We start from the raw sequence: 16,137 nt of genomic DNA, 5'->3' as shown, positions 1-16,137 counted from the left end.
AGCACATCGACCTGCCGTAGCTTCGCAACAATCTCTTCCGCCGTATGCCGCTTCCTGGCCATCGATCTCATCCTCCACCGTCAAAAAATCATACCTCAGGATGGACCACTTCAAAGGGGGCAGATCATATCCTCGACGGAAACAGCCAAATCGTCACTGGATGCGCTGCTGATGATGTTGGAGCAGCCGAACGAAAGCTCGTCGAGTACCTCAGAAAGAAGCACCGGCCGCTCCGCAAAGAGAAGCACATCGAAGACATCCTGATTACCGATGTTCTTGCAATCTACTATCGCGACCGAGTGCATTCTCAGGCGCGCCCAGAGTGTACGAAGGCCCGCCTCCGCCGCCTCGCTAAATTCTGGAGCGGCAAAACGCTGGCCGAAGTCAACGGCGATACCTGCCGCGATTACGTTGATTGGGCACCCAAACAGAAGAAGCCTCGACTTGGGTCTCAAACCAAGAACACTCCTGGTGGACGTCGGAGAGACCTCGAGGATCTCAGGGCTGCTGTGAACCATCACAGCAAAGAAGGGCTGCACCGCGGTATAGTTCGTGTAACGCTCCCGCAGAAGGGGCGACCACGTGATCGTTGGCTGACGCGTGACGAGGCAGCCGCCTTAATACGCGCCTGCTGGCGAGCACGAGAGGTTCAGACTCAGCACCGAGGCAAGCTGAAGGGGCAAAAGATCGTCACCGAGAAAAGACCCTCCCAGCACATTGCCCGCTTTATCTTGATAGCCCTTTATACCGGCACGCGCGCGTCTGCCGTTGCTGCCGCTTCCCCGTTCCGTCGTAATGGTAGCTCATACGTCGATTTGGAGAACGGGTTGTTTTACCGACTGGCGGAAGGTGCACGGGAAACAAAGAAGCGCCAGCCGCCCGTTCCGTTGCCCCCGCGCCTACTCGCACATATGCGCCGTTGGGTCGACAAGAAGATTGCAAAACAACATTTCGTTGAGTGGAACGACATGCCCGTCCAGTCCGTTACAACGGGCTTTAAGAGCGCCGTGCTCCGAGCAGGTCTGACCGGAAAGGTAACGCCGCACACATTACGGCACACAGCCGCTACGTGGCTTATGAAGGCTGGCGTATCGATGTGGGATGCAAGCGGGTTTTTAGGGATGACACAGGAGACGCTCGAAAACGTCTACGGCCACCATCATCCAGAGCATCTTCGGAGTGCAGCGATAGCGATTGGCGGCCAACGTCGCCAATCATTGGCGAAACATTGGCAGCCGAAGAGATCGCCGAGCGAGCATCAGCGTAAGTCATTGAAAGATAATGGTGGGCCCGGAGCCCAACCCGCTTGCCCTGCTGTTCTGCGCGCTAGGCATCAAACCCCCGAAGCACAAGCCTTTGCGGCCGAAATCCTATAAGCGGCGCGCCCCGGCTTGCTCGGTGGTTTGACCACAGTAGCGAGCCAAACATGCCTACGGCAAGAAACTCTGAAAAAGCTCCACCTCTATCCGTCCGATTCACCGAGACGGAGAAGGCAAGATTACGGGAATTAGCGGGCGATACACCGCTGGGCACGTTCATTCGTGAACGAGCGCTAGCGGAAGGGTCTGAACCCCGACGCCGTATCCGCGGACAACCCGTGAAGGACGGAGAGCCGCTCGGCAGACTTCTGGCCCTCTTGGGGCAATCCCGGATCGCAAACAACCTAAACCAACTCGCCAAGGCGGCGAATCAGGGAGCGCTACCTGTTACGGTAGAGGTCGAAGCCGATCTTCGCGCAGCCTGCGCCGAAGTCTTTGAAATGCGTCTGCTCCTGTTGCGGGCGCTTGGCATCAAAATTCTGGACGAGGTCAAGGACCGGACGTCACTCCCGGAAGTGTTCTCGGACGCTGCCAGGGCAAGCGAACAATGATTCTGAAAGCCTCTCAGCGCGGCGGGCCACGTCAGCTCGCCGCGCACCTGCTCAACATTGCCGATAACGACCATATCACCGTGCAGGAATTGCGCGGCTTCATCGCGCACGACCTGCTCGGCGCGATGACGGAGGCGGTCGCTATCGCGCGCGGCACGAAATGCCGTCAGCCGATTTTTTCACTGAGCGTTAATCCACCCAAGAACGGCGACGCATCTCTTGCAGACATCATGCAAGCGATTGAGCGGATCGAGACAAAGCTAGGGCTAAATGATCAGCCCCGCGCAGTCGTGATTCACGAGAAAGAGGGCCGCAGACACGCGCATGCGGTCTGGTCCCGCATCGACGCGGATCAGATGAAGGCAATCAACCTTCCCTTCTTCAAGACGCGTCTTAAGGAGATTTCGAAGGAGCTTTTCCTCGAACACGAATGGCCCTTGCCGGAAGGATACCGCACCGCCGGTTGGAAGAATCCGCTGAGCTTCACGCTTGCCGAATGGCAGCAGGCCAAGCGTCTCGACCTCGATCCGCGCGAGATCAAACAGGTATTTCGGAATGCCTGGCAGCATTCGGACGGCTTCGAGGGATTCAAGGCGGCCCTCGAAGAACGCGGGTATTACCTCGCCAAGGGCGACCGGCGCGGGATCGTCGCGACGGATTTGAAAGGCGAAGTCTATTCGGTTGCGAGATGGACGGGCCTTAAGACGAAAGAGCTGCGCGAGCGTGTCGGCGAAAAGGAAGATTCTCTTCCCTCGTTGATGCAGGTGCGCGCGGACCTTTCCACCAAAGAAGCCAGACAGCTTCGCCAGTTCATTGTCGAGGATCGCAAGGAAAAGCAAAAAGCCCTTCGGCCTCTGCGGGACAATCTGAAGGACATCATCGGCAAGCAGCGCCGGGAGCGTGCTGCCCTAACGAAAGCGCAGGAAGAACGCTGGAACGCGGAGACCAAGGACCGGGCCAGCCGCTTCCGCCGCGGCCTCGGCATTCTGGTCGATGTCTTAAGTGGCCGCCTGTTCCGGCAGCGAAAACAGAACGAAGCCGAGGCATACGCCTCCTTCGTGAGGGATCGCAAACAGCGGGAAGCGCTCTTCGACGATCAGGCGAAAGAGCGTCTGCCCATCCAGCAGGAAATCGAGCGCATGCGCGCGCGCCACAACGAGGAGCGCCGGGCCATGGCTGCGCGCATGGCCGTTGTTCTTACGCGCCTGAGACGGCCCGACCGGTCGAACGTCACGCCGGAACGGGATCGCGATCACGACTTAAGCCTCTAGGGAGGACGGGATGTCCAAAGAAATCGTCGAAATGCTGAAATGGGATGCCTACCACCGCCAGCGCCGCCAGCTCGGGACTGCCGCCTGGATGCCGAATAGTCGGCTTAAACCATACGCCATCGGCGATATCTGGCTCGGCAAAACCGATAGCGGTGAGCTTGCGGGAGTCCGCGACGACCGGCACGTCCTGACCTGCTTCGGAAGCCGGGCTGGCAAGGGCGTATCCTTCATCATTCCCAATCTGGCGTTCTGGCCGGGGTCTGCGGTGGTCATCGATCCGAAGGGCGAAAACGCCATCGTTACCGCGCGGCGGCGCGGAAACGGCTCAGCATGGGCGCAAGGACTCGGCCAGAAGGTTCACATCCTCGATCCCTTCGATATCGTCAAAACGCCGGTCGATGACTTCAAGGACCTGAAAAGCTCCTACAACCCGCTCGACGCGATCAGGATCGACGATCCGGAAGCCGTCGCCATCGCCCACCGGCTGGCGGATTCGCTTGTCGTCAGCGAACACACCAACGATCCGTTCTTCGACGAGGCTGCAAAGGAATACATCAGCGACGTGATGCTGCATGTCGCAAGCGCGCCGTCGATTCCGGCGCACGAGCGCAATCTCCTGACCGTCCGCAGGCTTCTGGTCGCAGGCGACGATACACGCGCATGGATCAAAGCGCTCCGCCACGAAAAGAAGCCGCTTTCCGGCTACGCGTTGCTGTTCGCGGCCATGCAGAGAAACTCTGCCTTTGACGGCGTGGTGTCGCGCGCGGGTGCGCGTCTCGGCGATCTCGAAGAGAATTCACCCCGGCTGTTTGGGTCGATTGCCCAGGTTGCGCGGACGAACACGCATTTCCTGGACGGCCCGAACATGCGCAAGGTCCTGGAAACATCCACCGTCAGCCTTGAATCGCTCAAACGGTCGGCAAAGGGCGAGACGCTTTATCTGTGCCTGCCTCAGCGATACATGGACACCCATTACCGCTGGCTGCGCATGATGGTGACGCTGACCGTTACGGCGGCCGAGCGCGATCCGTATCAGCCGCGATCCGGTCATCCGGTTCTGATGATGCTGGACGAGTTTCCGGCATTGAAGCGGATGCGGGTACTGGAAAACGCGGCAGCGCAGATCGCGGGCTACGGGGTCAAGCTATCCTTCGTCGTACAGACGCTTGCTCAACTGAAGGACCTCTACAAAGACAATTGGGAGACATTCGTCGCCAATTCCGGGATCAAGCTGTTTTCCTGCAACGACGACCACTTCACGCGCGATTACGTTTCCAAGCTGATCGGTGACGAAGACGTGGTCCTGAGCACCGCGACGGGCAGCAAAAGCGAAGGCCGGTCGGAAAGCTACGGTTACGGGTCGTCTTCTACCAGCTCCGGCGGCACGTCCTGGTCCTCCGGGTCGAATGGTCAGCCGGTCGTTTCGACAAATTCGGGATGGTCCCATACCAGCACCCACAATCGAACCTACGGAAGAAGCAGCACGGAAACGCACGGGTATTCTTCCAGCATCCACAAACGTCCGCTTCTTGCGCCCGACGAGGTGGGTCGCGCGTTCGGCAACCGGAACAACCCAAAAGCGCTTGTATTGCTTTCGGGACATCAGCCGGTGGCGGTCCATCGCACGCTCTATTACCGGGAGCCGGTGATGGCGGGCTATTACGGCTGGCATCCGAACCATGCCAGGCCTGCGACGATTGCGGCCATCCATGCACAACGCGACTTGGAAGCGCGCAAGCAAGCGGAAGCGGATGCTTCGGAAGCCGCCGCACTCAAACGCCAGCGCGACGAACGCGAGAGACGGCGATTGAAGGAAGAAAACGAGAAAAAGCGTGAGGAACTACGCGAGAACCGCAAAGACCTAATCTATACAGTTGTAATGGCGGCAATGACGTTTGTGTTGGTGGTCCGGATGATACACGACAAATTCTTTCAGTGAGGAGCAGCGACGGCCCGACCATTGCTAGTTCCACATTCGTTGCGCGATCTGGCGTTCTTCAGGTCCCATTGCTTCGAGATAGATGGCTGTCGTTTCCAGCCGGGCATGACCCAGCCAGCGTTTCACGAGGTTGAGGGGAATACCGGACCGGACGGCATGGATGCCGAAGCCATGACGCAAACCCTTTGGGGTCATGTGTATCCCCGCCCGGATTTCGGCGAGCTGCATCACATGCTTGATAAGCTGCCATGCGCGGCTGCGCGAGTATCCCCAGATCGGATCTTCCGGCTTGCCAAGATGCGGTGCGATGGCGGCAAGCACGTTGGCTGGCACCGGAATCTCCCGCACGACAAGCGCCCGGTTTCGCTTTTTCAGACTGCGGACGGCGATGAAGCCCGATGTGCTTTCGATGTGCTCGGGCGTCAGCGCCAGCGCCTCGGAAATCCGGCAGCCGGTGTAAGCCAGGGTCAGGCACAGCGCGCCGACGTCCCGGCGCGGATAGGTCGTGGCGCTGGCGATGAAGCGCGCCCGCTCTTCGGGTGTCAGGTATTTCCGCTGGCCGCGCGCGGAATACAGCGAGGCCCGATCAGCCCCTTGATAGACCGTCATTTTTTCCCTCCGACGCCGCACATAGGCCGGGTCGGATGCGACAGTCTTGCCTATTCTGTTGAATGGCCCGAAACGCTGGCTTTCCAAGCCTTCTTGCGTAACTAACCGGTAAAAATCGTATCACGCGGGTGACTCGCGATCAACGATTCCGGCCATGAATTGTTGCCGTCGAACAGAATAGGCAATTCGGTTGAATGGCAATGGAGCCTCTCAGGACACTGGGAGGCTTTGTGATTCCGATCCTTTGCGCGCAACGCCATCCCCTCCAACCGGAATCATCATCATGTACAGACTTGCACTCTCGGCGGCGCTGGTTGTGACCTTGCCTGCATTCAGCCATGCCCAAAGCGAAGTTCAGTGGACGCAAACGCTTTCGACTCCAAAGGGAGCGACCATCCCGCGCGACCGCGCAGACATCGTCGGCATCGAAATGGGCGACACCTACGCTGAGGCCAAGGCAAAGCTGCTCAAGCTCTTCGAAGAAGGCATCCAGCCGCGCGAAGCGCAGGAGGATGTTCCGCCTTTTACGAAATACAAGGTCGTGCCAGTGAAGGAGACGCGAACGAGTCTACGGTTCAAGGCTCCCGGTTCGTCGCAGATTGTCACGGCCAGCTTCGTTCGAAGATTGAAGATGGAACGCGAAACGAAAGGCACCGGTCCCCGTGCCATCGACGAGACAATCGAAGTTGTTCTGAGTTCACCTGCGTCCGGCCATCAGGTCATTGGAATCGAAAGAACCCTGGAATTCCGCAACGAAAGCGACCAGCCGCGCGTGTCGGAATTTTTGGCGCAGGTGAACGCCAAGCTGAAAGGGCAACCGCGCATCAGTCTGATCGGCGATCAGGGCACCTACACCTACCAGTTCAACGACGGCAACGTCGTCGCCCCTTCGAAAAGCGATAATTACTGCTATACGCGCCACGGAGACTTCCAGGCCGCACAGTTGGTCAGCATCAACAAGACCGGCGATTGCGACGCTGTGCTGCAAATCAAGATCGGCTTCGGGATTTCACGGGATCACGCGAAATACATCCAGTTCGTCTTTAGCGACAACGACCGGGTCAAAGCCAATCTGACAGCGGATTTCGCGTTCGTGGAGAATTACGTCCGCACCTTGCAGGACAAGACACGCGGCGCCACGCCAAAGCTTTAAGAGGACGATGCGGGGCTCGAAGAAGCCCCGCTTTTTCGTCCGCCAATTCAACGGAGCGATGATTCCATGAAACGTCTAGTAATCCTCGCTGGCGTCGCTGTTCTCGGCGTCGTTGGCTTCATGTTCTTCTGGCCGGGCGAACCGGGCGAAGCGGACATGCTGAAAGCTCTGACATTCTAGCTGAATACTTTCAGTCGATGGTTCTGTCAGGCAATCCGATTAAAGGTTCCGTCACTTATCAGGAAGACTTTGCGGCTCGCCGCCAGTAGCCCTCATCACTACCTGCGCACATCGCTTTGCAAAATGCCGTCGCGGTCGGGGATATGGAACGGGGGCGATTACATGCCGCGCAGATTAAACCCGCGGCCACTGGAATAAAGCTGCGCAATGGTCCAGGCATTTGTGGCGCAGTCCATGCTGGAAAAACTTGAGGCAACGGAGTTAAAAACGCCACTCGGACCATAGCCGATCCACATACCACCATCGCTCGGATGATAATAATAGTAAACACCATTCGAGAAGGGGGCGTCGCCCAGATATAACAATCTCATTCCATTTATGTTGCATCGGATGACGTCTGGGAAGTTCGCAATCATCGTGCCGTCCGCGCCTGACGCAATCGAAGTCCAACCGCCGACGTTGCAGATTGACAGCGTGTTGGAGGCGTATTTCAACGTCCCGACCTTGATGTTCGATGCTCCTGGGCACGACGCAGAATCGTTTCCGAGCTGGATGCCGCCCGCCACATGCAGTAGCGACTCGGGTGCCGTCGTCCCGATTCCGACATTGCCATTTCGTAGAATCGCAACCGGCGGAGTGATGGTTTGCCCTGTCCGCGCATCGTTGAGCGCGCGGATTTGCAAGCTTCCATCGCCCGCATTATTTGCAATATTCCAGACCTTCTCATCTACAGTTGTTCTTCCACTGAACAGGTCGATCTCGGCCCAATTCGAGTTGCCTAAAGCCGGGTTGGCCACACGAATGGAATTGCCCGCTACGTCGAGCTTATAGGAAGGAGTTGCCGTGCCGATCCCGACGTTCCCGTTACTCGTCATGCGAATACCGGCACCGCTGCTTGACCAAGGACCAATGAAAAGGCTGCCAGTGTTGATGGTGCCGTCTGTGAATACAAACGTGGCATCGCCCGCCTGGACCAATGGATTTGCGCCGCCCGCACCGACGTCCGGTCGGATCGCGATGTTGCCAGAGTTGGGTGAAATGACTTGAATGCCGTCAGCCGACGCGTTGAGACCTGTCTGAACGACAAGTCGGTGATCAGGGACCGATGTCCCGATTCCGACATTGCCTGCCGTTGAGAGTTTCATGCGGTATTGAGAAGCCGCGCTGTCATAAACGTAGAAGGAATCGGTCGTACCTGCATTATCGACGCCAACCGACCATTTCGAAACGTTGTTGCGCGTAAGTTCAAGGAAAGGCGTGCTGGCGGCAGCCGCGTTGATCCGCACTCCCGCATGGCCGGAACTGCTGAACTGGGCGATCAGGTTCTGCCCATCCGGCGCGCCTGCGACAGAGAGCTTTTGTGCTGGCGTCGTTGCGCCGATGCCGACATTGCCGCTGCCTGCAACGACCATGCGCGCGGCAGGCGTGCTGCCAGTGACGAATACGATGTCACGATCCAGATTCGTGCGGCTCTGCAGAACCAGGTTTCCGGTCGCCAAAAAAGGATACTCGGTGCCGGAACTGACCGTCGAATAAATGCCCTGATTACCAGAGGCAGCTATAAAATTCGTACTGCCGGGTCCCAGCAGCAAGGTTCCTGTCAGCGTATCGCCGCTGACATGAAGCCTATATCCTGGCGATGCCGTTCCGATGCCGACATTGCCATTATTTAGAATGGTCAGGCGCTGAACGGGGACATCCGATCCATCCGGAGCGGTCGAGAATTCGAGACGGCCCGGACCATCTGCGCCTGTAGCGCCAAAGCCCGTATCAGCATAGGCAGCAATGGTGGCGACCGTGCGGAATGCGTTGTTATACGCGTTGAAATCGATTTTCCCTGCCCCATCATTCACCGATACTGCGGCGGGTGATGCGTTCGTGCCGCGCGATTTGCGGAAGCCCAGTATAGGGGTCGAGGCGTTGTTGCCGGATTGCGAAACAGCAATCACCGGTGTCGATGTATCGCGCGCGACATGAAGTGCAAACTCAGGTGTTGCGGTGCCGATGCCGACCAGGCCTCCATTAGTAATACGCATGCGCTCGACGGGTACGCTGGAAGCGCCTGCGTCGTCCGCGGTCGTCAGGAACAGCAAATCCATGCCGGCATCGGTATCGGCCAGATAGTTTTCCGACGCTTGACCTACGATTCCTGCCAGGAATTTCGGATTGACCGTCGTGAACTGCGCATCTTTCGACCCGAACTTCAAAGCGCTTGTAAATTTCTCGGATGTCGAGTTCATGCCCCCGACGAGTAATTCGAGACCCGGCATATCCTGAGCGATGACGGCTTCGCCGGTGGAGCCGGAAAAAATCGCCAGCCGCGCGTCCGGATTGTTCCAGGTCAGCCTCGCAGAGGCCGCAAGGCTTCCACCTGAATTGTATTGAACTTCGGTGTTCGCACCTGCCGCGGAACTTCCGCTACCGGCGACAAGCGCGGCCCATCCGCCCGTGTTGCAGACCGACAATGTATTGGAGACGTATTTTAACGTACCGATCTTGACGTTGCCTGCGCCGGGGCACGCCGCCGCATCGTCCGCCAGCTGAACGCCGCCCGCGACCTGTAACCTAGATTGAGGATTGTTCGTGCCGATGCCGACGTTACCGTTCCCATCGATGCGCATCTGTTCAGTAACCGCATTGCTACCCGTATGCGTTGTTTTGAACAAGAGTGCGGTGCCGTTATTGCCTGATCCAGTCCAATTCTCGGATGCGACCGCATCTATCATTGCGCGCGCATCACCATTGATGAATTCGTTGTTGGCTTTTCCTGTCCAGAATCCCGACATGGATATGCCGCCCAGTGCGTCATTTGTTTGCACGTTTTCTGGCAAGGAAGCCGTGCCACGACTGCCATACATTCGAACGAAGCTTGCGGCGGAAACCACGTTGCCAAGCCCATTGATCGTAATCGATGGAGCTACACCTGTTATGGTCAAGGGCCAGCGCGGCGTCGTCGTACCAATGCCGACCTTGCCGCCTGCATAGTTGATACCATCGACAACGTCGTCCCATTGCGACGAACCGCCTGCACCCGTGCCGACCGCCACCCAGCTATCGCCGTCGCAGAGTTTGAGTTGTTTGACGGACGCGTCGTAAACGACCACGCCTTCGACCTGGATGGACCCGGCCGGCATGTCATTGCCTGCATCGGCGAGAAGGGATGCCGAACCCGCCCAGACACCGGACGACGCAGGGAAGCGAAGAACCATATCACTTGGATTTGCCATCGGCGCGGCGGGACATGCCGCGCGCGCCATCTCTGGAAACACCAGCAACAACAACATGCACAGGGTCTGGGCGCCCAATCTGAGCTTACGAGGGCACCAACCGAGCGCCCAGACACTGTACACGAACTTCCAATTCAACGACCCTCCTGGACGGAGGGCGGCTTGGTCATCACGAATCCTTTTGGCGCATGAATCTGGCCAGTGAAGGCAAGATTGCCTTCGCGCAGCGCTTCGAGATCGTCCCGCGTCTGCGCCAATGCCTGCGTAATACAGGCCAGTGCAATGCCGAACTTCTCGGAATCGTTGGCTTTGAGAATCTTCTGCGCTTCGTCGATGGCTTCAGAAGCGGACACGGGGCAAACAACTTGCGCGTAAGCGGGAGACACGGCGTCGAGTGCGAGCGTCGTCATCCCTGAAACAATCAGCGCGGCAAAAGCAGCGGTCTTCAAAAATCCCCCGTTGGCAAATAGCCAACCAGACCTGCGCAGCGCTGGGCTGGTGGCCGGGAGTTCAAAACCGCTATTGATGAAACGGCGCGGCGCTTTTTGGCCGCACAGGCAAAGCCCGAAAGGCTTGGACATATAACGCCGCCTCCCGGCCCAAGACCGAGAAGCAACATGATTTCCGGCTCATGTCTGCCGCATCAATATGGGTTTTGAAGCCCGAGGTAGTTACCCTACCCAGATACCATCATAGGATATGAAGCCTCATGGCGTCAATTACGCCTATCGACCGGTTTTCTGCGCTTGGCGGCTTTGGAGTCGGCGAGATAGCCCGCGATGACGTACGCCATGAACATATCAGGCGTCATGTTCATGGCAGGCTCTGCATGGATGCCGAGAAAACTGCGATAGCCGGTTTCGCTTAAGAACGGCGCGCTGCGATCCACGACATGGGCGGAGAAGCCCGGCCAGAAGCCGGGCCTGCAACCAATGCCGAAGACGCCGTTCAGTTCGACGCGCACCTTCATATCGCCGACCGTGACGATGAAATCGCCGCATTGACCCCAAAGCGGGACCATGCCGGGCTCGGCGGCAGTCAGACGTTCCAGCACGCGACCGGCTGAATCCTCTTCGGCAAGATAGCCGCCATCGCCGCCGTTAAGATGGCAGGCGAGAAGTCCGGCTTCCTCGCGCAACGTCATAACGGTTTCGACATCGGCGGCCATTATCGCGGCGTGGTGTTTCGCGATCAGCCCGCGGAAATACGGCAAGCCTTCTTCCATCGTGGACGGCAGATGTACGGTCTCGCGTTCGAAAGCACGGGCGCGGTTGTCGTGATCGGCCGCGGCCAGCAGCGCGTCGAAGCCGAGCTGTTTGATATGAGCGCTCATAACGCGGCCCCTTCGAAGGCCGTGCGAGCAAGACCGGTTTCCCTGAACCAGTCCCACAGGTCGAGCATCAATTGCCGGGACTCTGCGGTCAGCACGCGATACGCACCGTCGAACCAGTCAAGAAACCAGTATTCGATTCGGTGGCAGGACAGATCGGGATTGACGAAAAAGCGGAATTCGTCGGACGGCCCGCCCCATGAAAGCTGGTAGCGGTAATATGCTTCGTCCTGTTCGTCGAACGTGCCGGGAGATACGTAACCGAAACACAGGCCGTAATCGCTCAGGCTTCCGAGGTCGTCGTCTTCACGTCCAGCGATAAACGCGGCCCACAGGCGTCGAAGGTCATTCAGACGGTCTTTCAACTCGGCATCGATTCTTTGTTCGCAGGATTTGGCCCTTTCATTGTTCGTCATCTCATCACTTCCTTGGTTAGCGGGTTGCACATGCAACCGACTAGCCACGCGGCAATGAGCGGGGTTGGCCGTCACAGGCCGAAAGCGACGGCTGGCGCGGGCCGGAGCGAAGCGACTACACGGGCCGACGCTTTCGCCCGAAGGGCTTGGCCTTGACGGCAAGGGGCGGCACGCCCCCAATTCAAAGGAATAGATTCAGCCAGCGGCTGTCCACATTACGCGCGAGGGATCGTTACCGGCTGGCAGGGACAGACGTTCCGCGGGTTCGCGGCAACGGCCTAGCCCGGTGAGCCGTCAGACGAATAGAGCCCGGTCGGCAGCCGACGTGCCGGAGCTATCAACCACAACAGGGCTGCGACGACTTGGGCGCACAGGGCGAAGCATTCTGCTCATCAAGCCAACGATCACGCGGCTTGCAGCTTGATGGACGCGCTGACAACAGCACGCGCACGATGCCGCCGTCGATTAGGGTTTTATCGGCCTTGTAGAGTTGCATCGGCTTCACACCATCACTTACTTCGAAGGTAAGTTTCGCTTCCGGCGAAAGCGGGACGCTATCAGAGACCTTCTTCATGATGCCGAGAAACTTGCCAACCGGCATGTGCCCTCGATGCTCTTCATCGATGTCCCAAAGCTGAATGAATGTTTCGTGCCAGCTTTCCGGATTCGCACCGCAATCGAGCGCATTAAAGCTTCCGCTTTTGACCTCTGTCACGTGGTAGCTCGGCTTCACATCCAGACCTTCGTAGTTGAAGACCAATGCTTTCTCCTTGTGGTCGGCCAAGGTCTCCAACAGTCCGGCAGCTGTGATTTCGTCAGAAAAGCTATTGGCATGAGTCAGCATGTTTGATATCCTAATTTCAATATTTCTTGAAATGTAGGATTATTGATGGATCAGCGTCAAGCGTTATCGGCCTTTGCGGCCCTCTCTCAGGACACGCGCCTGCGGATCGTGCGCATGCTGGTCAAGGCTGGTCCTGACGGCATGGCTGCGGGTGCGGTGGCGCAGGAAGCCGAAGTCTCAAATTCAAACGTGTCGTTTCATCTGAAAGAGCTTGAGATCGCTGGCCTCATCAAATCGAGGCGCGAGGCACGCTCAATCATTTACTCCGCCGCGTATGAAAGCCTTTCCGGCCTTATCCAGTTTCTGATGAAGGATTGCTGCGCGGGACATCCCGAAATCTGCGCGCCTGCCCTTGCTCAAAATTGCTGCACGCCTGCGCCCATCCGTAAAAGGAAAAAATCCTATGCGTGATCGTCCCTATAACGTCCTGTTCCTCTGCACAGGTAATTCGGCCCGCTCGGTGCTGGCAGAAGCCATCCTTAATAAGATGGGCAAAGGTAAGTTCATTGCTCATAGCGCCGGGTCGCAACCCAAAGGCCAGGTGCACCCGAAAACAATCGAACTATTGAAGTCTCTCGGCTACGAAACTAGTCGATTCCGGTCCAAATCTTGGGATGAGTTTGCGCGTCCCGGAGCCCCGGAAATCGATTTCATCTTCACCGTCTGCGACAACGCGGCGGGCGAGACCTGCCCGATCTGGCCGGGCAAACCTTTGACTGCGCATTGGGGCGTTCCAGACCCGGCAGCAGCTGAAGGCACAGATGCGGAGATAGCACTCGCGTTCCCCAACGCATACCGAATGCTGTCGCGCCGGATTGAACTGTTCCTGGCTCTACCGCTTGCGTCATTGGACCGGATGACGGTTCAAGCGCAACTCAATGAGATCGGTCGCCTAAATCAGAAGCTGACGCCGGCATGAGCATTTTTGAGCGATATCTGACAATCTGGGTCGCGCTGTGCATCGTCGTAGGCATCGCGCTCGGATATTTTCTACCCGGCGCATTCGGGATGATCGCTGCTGCGGAGATTGCGCGTGTAAACCTTCCGGTAGCGATTTTGATCTGGCTCATGATCATTCCAATGCTGCTGAAGATTGACTTCGGCAGTCTTGGAAAAGTGCGGGAGCACTGGCGTGGCGTCGGCGTGACGCTTTTCATCAATTGGGCTGTGAAGCCGTTCTCGATGACATTGCTCGGCTCCTTCTTTATCGGCTACTTATTCGCGCCATTGCTGCCGCAAGATCAAATTACTTCTTACATCGCAGGCCTTATCCTACTCGCCGCCGCACCCTGCACGGCGATGGTTTTTGTCTGGTCAAACCTATGCGAAGGCGAACCTCACTACACCCTTTCACAAGTCGCGCTGAATGACCTCATCATGGTCTTCGCCTTCGCACCACTTGTCGGTCTTTTGCTCGGCGTAGCATCGATTACAGTTCCGTGGGCGACGCTGCTCCTATCGGTCGCTCTTTACATCGTCATTCCGGTCGTGATCGCTCAAATTTGGCGGCGCGTGCTTCTGGTAGATGGCCAGGATAGTCTCCAGCGCACGTTGCGGTGGCTCCAGCCCGTATCGCTCGTCTCGCTGTTGACGACGCTAGTCTTGCTGTTCGGTTTCCAGGGCGAGCAGATTCTCGCTCAGCCTCTCGTTATCGCTCTACTATCTGTTCCGATACTGATCCAGGTCTATTTCAATGCAGGGCTTGCGTATTGGCTTAGCCGCCGCTTCGGTGTCGCTTGGTGCGTGGCTGCACCTGCCGCACTGATCGGAGCCAGCAATTTCTTCGAACTGGCCGTCGCAGCCGCGATTTCGCTGTTCGGTCTCAATTCGGGGGCAGCGCTTGCGACGGTTGTCGGCGTGCTCGTTGAAGTTCCCGTCATGCTGTCAGTCGTCAAAATCGTGAAGGCGACTCGCGGCTGGTACGAAGATGGCGCGGAATCAACCAAACGCGTCGAGGCCCGCTCATGAGTGTTACGATCTATCACAACCCGGATTGCGGAACATCGCGTAACACTCTGGCGATGATAAAGCAGAGCGGTGAACAGCCAACCGTCATTGAATATCTGAAGAACCCGCCGACGCGAGAACGGCTGGTTGAACTGCTCGCAGCAATGCGCATGGTTCCCCGCAAACTGCTCCGGGAGAAGGGGACGCCCTTCGCAGAGCTTGGCTTGGGCGATCCAAAGTGGAGCGACGATCAATTGATTGATTTCATGATCGAGCACCCGATCCTCATCAACCGTCCGATTGTCGTGACCAGTAAGGGCGCGCGCCTGTGCCGTCCGTCAGAAGCGGTTCTCGATCTGCTGGCCAGCCCGGTTAGACAATTTACCAAAGAAGATGGCGAGATCGTCGTCACAAAACCGAAACTGCCAGGCCTGAATGTCTGAGAACACGTTGCCGAATATCGCGACAGAAGCCTTTGCAGTACCTGATGCAGAGTCTCTCGGAGTACATACCTTGCACAAGCCGCGCATCCTGATGTTGTACGGCTCCTTGCGCGAGAGGTCTTACAGCCGCTTTACGACAATGGAAGCGGCACGGCTTGCGGAGGCATTCGGTGCGGAGGTGCGGATTTTTGATCCAGCAGGCCTGCCGTTGCCGGACGACGCTCCGGTTGATCATCCCAAAGTTCAGGAACTGCGTGACCTCGTATCCTGGTCAGGGGGTCAGGTCTGGTGTAGTCCCGAAAGACACGGTGCGATGACGGGCGTCATGAAGTCCCAAATCGACTGGATTCCGCTTTCGCTTGGCGCGGTTCGTCCAACACAAGGGAAAACGCTGGCGGTCATGCAGATCAGCGGCGGATCACAGTCGTTCAACGCTGTGAACCAGATGCGCGTACTTGGACGCTGGATGCGCATGATTGCCATTCCAAACCAGTCTTCGATTGCAAAGGCCTATGAGCAGTTCGACAAAGCTGGCCGCATGCTCCCGTCCTCGTATTACGACCGTATCGTGGACGTGATGGAAGAACTCGTGAAGTTCACCTTGCTGACGCGTGGTGTCTGCTTGCCTCACAGACCGCTATAGCGAGCGCAAGGAAGCGGTCGCTCTTCAGCATCGCAAAACGCTTGAGGCCATGTAATAAGGCGGGACGCGTCGCTTCATCGCCTACATGGGCTTCCTGCAAATCCTCACATCCCTCGCTGCCGGTTTGTCCTCCTGGCAGACGCGGTCATACCGGTCCAGCACACGACCATTGGGCACCGGCTAGCGTGAATCCGGCCACTGAACTACGAGGGTTCGCCTGGACGTTTTGCCGTATGCCGAACCCGGCCCAGCTGGCAGCCAATCC

15 protein-coding genes and 1 pseudogene are annotated in these 16,137 nt (G+C 57.8%); 10 read left to right on the top strand and 6 right to left on the bottom strand.

What is annotated here, in order from left to right; genetic code table 11:
* Window positions 1-44 precede the first annotated feature (44 nt).
* The 4 genes from AB7F49_RS32165 (at window position 45) to AB7F49_RS32150 (ending at window position 5,080) form a co-directional block, all read left to right on the top strand.
* Window positions 45-1,376, top strand: a complete 1,332-nt coding sequence (locus tag AB7F49_RS32165; RefSeq protein ID WP_428529911.1) for a site-specific integrase — start codon at window positions 45-47, stop codon at window positions 1,374-1,376.
* A gap of 221 nt (window positions 1,377-1,597) precedes the next feature.
* Complete coding sequence (gene mobC / locus AB7F49_RS32160; protein WP_428529910.1) at window positions 1,598-1,870, top strand: plasmid mobilization relaxosome protein MobC; 273 nt, start codon at window positions 1,598-1,600, stop codon at window positions 1,868-1,870.
* Window positions 1,867-3,141 carry a relaxase/mobilization nuclease domain-containing protein gene (locus AB7F49_RS32155; protein WP_428529909.1) on the top strand — a complete coding sequence of 425 codons (1,275 nt, stop codon included), beginning with the start codon at window positions 1,867-1,869 and terminating at the stop codon, window positions 3,139-3,141. Before mobC ends, AB7F49_RS32155 begins: the two co-directional genes overlap by 4 nt.
* 10 nt (window positions 3,142-3,151) lie before the next feature.
* Window positions 3,152-5,080: a type IV secretory system conjugative DNA transfer family protein gene (locus tag AB7F49_RS32150; RefSeq protein ID WP_428529908.1), complete on the top strand. Its 1,929-nt coding sequence runs from the start codon at window positions 3,152-3,154 to the stop codon at window positions 5,078-5,080.
* 24 nt (window positions 5,081-5,104) lie between these two features.
* On the opposite strand, the gene AB7F49_RS32145 is transcribed toward AB7F49_RS32150, so the two are convergent.
* Window positions 5,105-5,689, bottom strand: a complete 585-nt coding sequence (locus tag AB7F49_RS32145) for a tyrosine-type recombinase/integrase (RefSeq protein ID WP_428529907.1) — start codon at window positions 5,687-5,689, stop codon at window positions 5,105-5,107.
* A gap of 283 nt (window positions 5,690-5,972) precedes the next feature.
* Here AB7F49_RS32145 and AB7F49_RS32140 point away from each other — a divergent pair, with 283 nt between their 5' ends.
* Window positions 5,973-6,842, top strand: coding sequence for a hypothetical protein (locus AB7F49_RS32140; RefSeq protein ID WP_428529906.1), 870 nt, complete (start codon window positions 5,973-5,975; stop codon window positions 6,840-6,842).
* A gap of 338 nt (window positions 6,843-7,180) precedes the next feature.
* Here the strand turns inward: AB7F49_RS32140 and AB7F49_RS32135 are convergent, their stop codons facing one another.
* The 5 genes from AB7F49_RS32135 to AB7F49_RS32115 form a co-directional block, all read right to left on the bottom strand.
* Window positions 7,181-10,306 (bottom strand): hypothetical protein, encoded by a 3,126-nt coding sequence (locus AB7F49_RS32135; RefSeq protein ID WP_428529905.1) that lies wholly within the window; start codon window positions 10,304-10,306, stop codon window positions 7,181-7,183.
* Window positions 10,307-10,383: 77 nt separating this feature from the next.
* On the bottom strand, window positions 10,384-10,830 hold the full coding sequence (locus tag AB7F49_RS32130) for a hypothetical protein (protein ID WP_428529904.1): 447 nt from the start codon (window positions 10,828-10,830) through the stop codon (window positions 10,384-10,386).
* A 134-nt stretch (window positions 10,831-10,964) separates the two neighbouring features.
* On the bottom strand, window positions 10,965-11,582 hold the full coding sequence (locus AB7F49_RS32125; protein WP_428529903.1) for a hypothetical protein: 618 nt from the start codon (window positions 11,580-11,582) through the stop codon (window positions 10,965-10,967).
* Complete coding sequence (locus tag AB7F49_RS32120; protein WP_428529902.1) at window positions 11,579-11,995, bottom strand: hypothetical protein; 417 nt, start codon at window positions 11,993-11,995, stop codon at window positions 11,579-11,581. The genes AB7F49_RS32125 and AB7F49_RS32120 overlap by 4 nt, the downstream gene beginning before the upstream one ends.
* A 337-nt stretch (window positions 11,996-12,332) precedes the next feature.
* Window positions 12,333-12,839, bottom strand: a complete 507-nt coding sequence (locus tag AB7F49_RS32115) for a DUF6428 family protein (protein WP_428529901.1) — start codon at window positions 12,837-12,839, stop codon at window positions 12,333-12,335.
* Between the two features lie 45 nt (window positions 12,840-12,884).
* On the opposite strand from AB7F49_RS32115, the gene AB7F49_RS32110 reads away from it, so the two are divergent.
* The 5 genes and pseudogenes from AB7F49_RS32110 (at window position 12,885) to arsH (ending at window position 15,927) form a co-directional block, all read left to right on the top strand.
* Window positions 12,885-13,250, top strand: a complete 366-nt coding sequence (locus tag AB7F49_RS32110) for an ArsR/SmtB family transcription factor (protein ID WP_428529912.1) — start codon at window positions 12,885-12,887, stop codon at window positions 13,248-13,250.
* Window positions 13,243-13,758 (top strand): arsenate reductase ArsC, encoded by a 516-nt coding sequence (locus AB7F49_RS32105; RefSeq protein WP_428529900.1) that lies wholly within the window; start codon window positions 13,243-13,245, stop codon window positions 13,756-13,758. The genes AB7F49_RS32110 and AB7F49_RS32105 overlap by 8 nt, the downstream gene beginning before the upstream one ends.
* Window positions 13,755-14,807, top strand: a complete 1,053-nt coding sequence (gene arsB / locus AB7F49_RS32100) for an ACR3 family arsenite efflux transporter (RefSeq protein ID WP_428529899.1) — start codon at window positions 13,755-13,757, stop codon at window positions 14,805-14,807. The genes AB7F49_RS32105 and arsB overlap by 4 nt, the downstream gene beginning before the upstream one ends.
* Window positions 14,804-15,229, top strand: a complete 426-nt coding sequence (gene arsC / locus AB7F49_RS32095; RefSeq protein WP_428529898.1) for an arsenate reductase (glutaredoxin) — start codon at window positions 14,804-14,806, stop codon at window positions 15,227-15,229. Before arsB ends, arsC begins: the two co-directional genes overlap by 4 nt.
* Window positions 15,222-15,927 (top strand): annotated as a pseudogene (arsH, locus tag AB7F49_RS32090) (arsenical resistance protein ArsH). The gene arsC and the pseudogene arsH overlap by 8 nt, the downstream one beginning before the upstream one ends.
* Window positions 15,928-16,137: the final 210 nt, after the last annotated feature.

It is taken from the genome of Pseudorhodoplanes sp. (genome assembly GCF_050250235.1).
Taxonomy (GTDB): domain Bacteria; phylum Pseudomonadota; class Alphaproteobacteria; order Rhizobiales; family Xanthobacteraceae; genus Pseudorhodoplanes.
The sequence above is the reverse complement of the archived record's forward strand: the minus strand, read 5'-3'. Positions and strand labels throughout refer to the sequence as shown.